Genomic DNA, 3,652 nt, shown 5'->3' with positions numbered 1-3,652 from the left:
GCCTCCACCGTCTCTTCGTCATTAAATGCGTAAGCAGTTAAAAGTCCTTTCAGGTCTGCTCTCTCACCTTTAAACAGATCCATTATCCTAACCCAATTGCTCGGATCGCCCACGTCCATCGCATTTGAATAAGTTTGAACTGATGGCTTAGCTTTATATAAACCGCTTTCTAAAAAAACAGGAACAGTATCATTAATATTGGTTGCGGCGATAAATTGTTTAACCGGTAAACCCATTTTCCACGCAAGAAAGCCGGCACCTAAATTTCCAAAGTTACCGCTTGGTACCGAAAATATGATCTCAGTTTTACTCTGGCGCTGCAACTGAGCGTAAGCATTGAAATAATAAAAGGTCTGTGGGATCAAGCGCGAAATATTGATTGAATTGGCTGAGGTGAGCCTGATTTTCTCTTTAAGCTCCGGATCATTGAAAGCCTGTTTCACTAAGGCCTGGCAATCATCAAAGGTGCCGTCAATTTCAATGGCGTGAATATTTTGGCCATTGGTAGTCAGTTGAAGTTCCTGAATTGGACTCACTTTACCTTTGGGGTATAAAATGGTGACTTTGGTATTCGGAACGCCCAAAAAACCAAGCGCCACCGCGCCACCGGTATCACCGGAAGTTGCCACTAGGACGTTCAGTTCCTTTTCGCCGTTCTCCAGGAAGTAGCTCATTACCCTGCTCATAAACCGGGCACCGAAATCCTTAAAAGCCAGGGAAGGTCCATGGAAAAGCTCCAGGACATGAATCTGTTCTTCCAGTTGGACTACCGGCGCTTCGAAATTTATCGCATCTTCAATAATCCGCTTTAAATCCGTATCAGGAATATCCCCATTAAGCAAATTCTTAGCCACCTGGAAAGCAATCTCCGGCAGGGTATACCTGTGCAGGTTTTCTTTAAATTCACTATTTAAAACCGGAATTGACTCTGGCATATATAAGCCTTTATCTGCAGGAAGGCTATTAAACACAGCTTCCTTGAAAGAAACTCGCAGACTATTGTTGTTGGTGCTGTATAATTGCATCTAATCTAATATTATAGGCCCTTTGGAATTGATGGGAGAATGGTAAGCAATACTCTCTGTATCCAGCCACAGAAAATGTTCTTGAAGTTTTTCGTTAATTTTTTGAGCATCATCGGCATTACGTGCGAAAGTAAAGACAGACGGTCCTGAACCAGAGATCCCAAAACTAAGGGCACCATTTTCCATTGCTATTTCCCTCAATCGATAGAAATCGGGAATTAGGATAGACCGAACAGGTTCTACAATCACGTCCTTCATGCTTCTGGAAATCAGGCCGATATCTTTCATAAATAAGCCGCTCACCAAACCTGCTACATTTCCCCACTGCGTTACCGCATCCTTTAGCGGAACATTGCTTCTGATTATTTTTCGTGCATCACGGGTTGGAACATCTACATGTGGAAATACTATCGAACAATAAAGTTCTTCAGGATGGGGAAGTTTAATGATATCCAGTGGCTCGTAGCTTCTGATCAGCACAAAACCGCCAAGCAGAGCCGGGGCAACATTGTCGGCGTGGCCTGTACCACATGCCATCTCTTCGCCTTTCATCGCAAATGGTACCAATTCCATAGGGCTTAAAGGATTGCCCATTAAAGTATTGATTGCATATAGGCCAGCGACAGTACTTGCCGAACTGGAGCCCAAGCCACTCCCAATCGGCATTTTTTTGAACAATTCAATCTCTACTCCCACATCCGGGCGGCCAATGTGTTCAAGATAATACTGCACACTTACACTTACGGTGTTCTTAGCAGGATGATAAGGTAAACGCCCATCATCTCCACTAATCTTTGTAATGCTTACTCCTGGCTCGTCTTTTATGCGCATGATCACTTCATCACCTGGCTGATCCACAGCAAATCCCAGAATGTCATATCCACACACTACATTTGCAACTGTTGCAGGGGCAAATACTTTGATTGATCTATTCATTGGGCCCCAACATTTACAATGTCTGCAAATACACCAGCCGCAGTGACATCTGCTCCAGCCCCAGGTCCTTTCACTACCATTGGGCGCTCTTTGTAACGGTCTGTAGTAAAGGAAATAATATTATCGCTGCCTGAAAGCGCATAAAAAGGATGGGTTTCATCAACCATTTGCAAGTTTATGGTAGCCTTTCCATCTTCCAGTTTAGCGATGTACCTTAAAACTTTACGTCCTTCCTGAGCCTGCCTTTTCAAATTTTCAAAAAATGCACCTTCCTTCTTTAGTTCCACATAAAATTCCTCCACCGATTGAGCATCGATACACGACTGGGGAAGCATACTTTCAATATGTACATCTTCAGCCTCCAGAGGATATCCTGCATCCCTGGCAAGGATTAGCATTTTACGCATAAAGTCGGTTCCCTTCAGGTCATCTCTTGGGTCTGGTTCTGTATATCCTTTTTCCTGAGCCTGTTTAACGATGTCATGAAAAGTGACATCGCCTTTATAATTATTAAATATGTAAGAAATAGTTCCAGAAAGGATAGCTTCAATACTAAGGACCCTGTCGCCACTGACCATCAAATCTTTTAGTGTACGTACTATTGGCAAACCCGCTCCAACGTTCGTTTCGTAGAAATAATCTACACCATGAATGCGGGCGGCGTCCTTAAAAAGCTTGTACTGGGCATAACTGGATGAATTTCCAATCTTATTACAGGTTACGATAGAAATATTCGAGCTGAAAATCTCATTATAAAATTCGATTGGTTTTAAGCTAGCTGTATTATCAGCAAAAACACAATTGGGAAGATTCATGTTTTTCATCTTCTCAACAAAAACCGGCAGATCTGCCGAAAGAGCTGATCCTTCGAGGGTTTTCTCCCAATTTCCCAGATCTATACCATCCGGATCAAAGTACATTTTCCGAGTATTGCTGATTCCAACGACCCGAATTTGAATGCCATTATGTTCCTGAAGAAAAGCCCTGTGCTCCTGAAGCTGGCGAAATAAAGTCTTTCCAATATTTCCAGTCCCGAGGCAGAATAAATTCAGTGTTTTGTTCAGTCCGACGAAGAATGCATCATGAACAGCATTCAGGCCTTTATTAAGATCATCATGTGAAATGATCACAGAAATATTATACTCCGAAGAACCTTGAGCGATGGCCCTAACATTTATACCATTCCTGCCTAAAGCATGAAACAACTTTCCAGAAATTCCAGGCGTCTGCTTCATATTTTCTCCCACTATTGCGAGGATGGACAATCCCGTTTCAAACACCGGAGCCTCCAATTTCTTCGCAAGTAATTCAAGCTCAAACTCATGTTCAATAACCCGCTGAGCCCGGGCAGCATCACCCGGGTGAATGGCAAAGGTGATGCTATGTTCTGAAGATGATTGTGTAATGAGAATTACGTTGATTTGCTCACGGGCAAGCAGAGAAAACAAACGGCCGCTGAAGCCGGCTTTACCTACCATACCGCTGCCTTCAATATTTATGATGCTGATATCGTTGATCGATGATATTCCTTTGATCGCCAGGTTAGAGTTTTGGCAGTTGTGCCTGATTACAGACCCGGCGAAATCCGGTTCGAACGTATTTCGAATGACAATCGGGATTTTTTTCATAAATGCCGGGATCATTGTCGGCGGATAAATCACCTTCGCACCAAAGAACGAAAGCTCCATTGC

3 protein-coding genes are annotated in these 3,652 nt (G+C 43.2%); all 3 read right to left on the bottom strand.

The genetic code is table 11. The features are described 5' to 3' along the window. Positions 1-1,025 (bottom strand): threonine synthase (thrC, locus tag WBJ10_RS16220; protein ID WP_424292172.1); only part of this gene is annotated, 1,025 nt, incomplete at its 3' end. Further along, the gene (locus WBJ10_RS16215) at positions 1,026-1,961 is read right to left on the bottom strand and encodes a homoserine kinase (RefSeq protein ID WP_424292170.1); all 936 of its coding nucleotides are present in this window, start codon (positions 1,959-1,961) and stop codon (positions 1,026-1,028) included. Then, positions 1,958-3,652: bifunctional aspartate kinase/homoserine dehydrogenase I (gene thrA / locus WBJ10_RS16210; protein ID WP_424292168.1), on the bottom strand; the 1,695-nt coding region annotated here is incomplete at its 5' end. The genes thrA and WBJ10_RS16215, both read right to left, overlap by 4 nt.

It is taken from the genome of Daejeonella sp., assembly GCF_049655485.1.
Lineage (GTDB): Bacteria > Bacteroidota > Bacteroidia > Sphingobacteriales > Sphingobacteriaceae > Daejeonella.
Note: the sequence above shows the minus strand (reverse complement) of the source record. Positions and strands in the feature narration are given on the sequence as shown.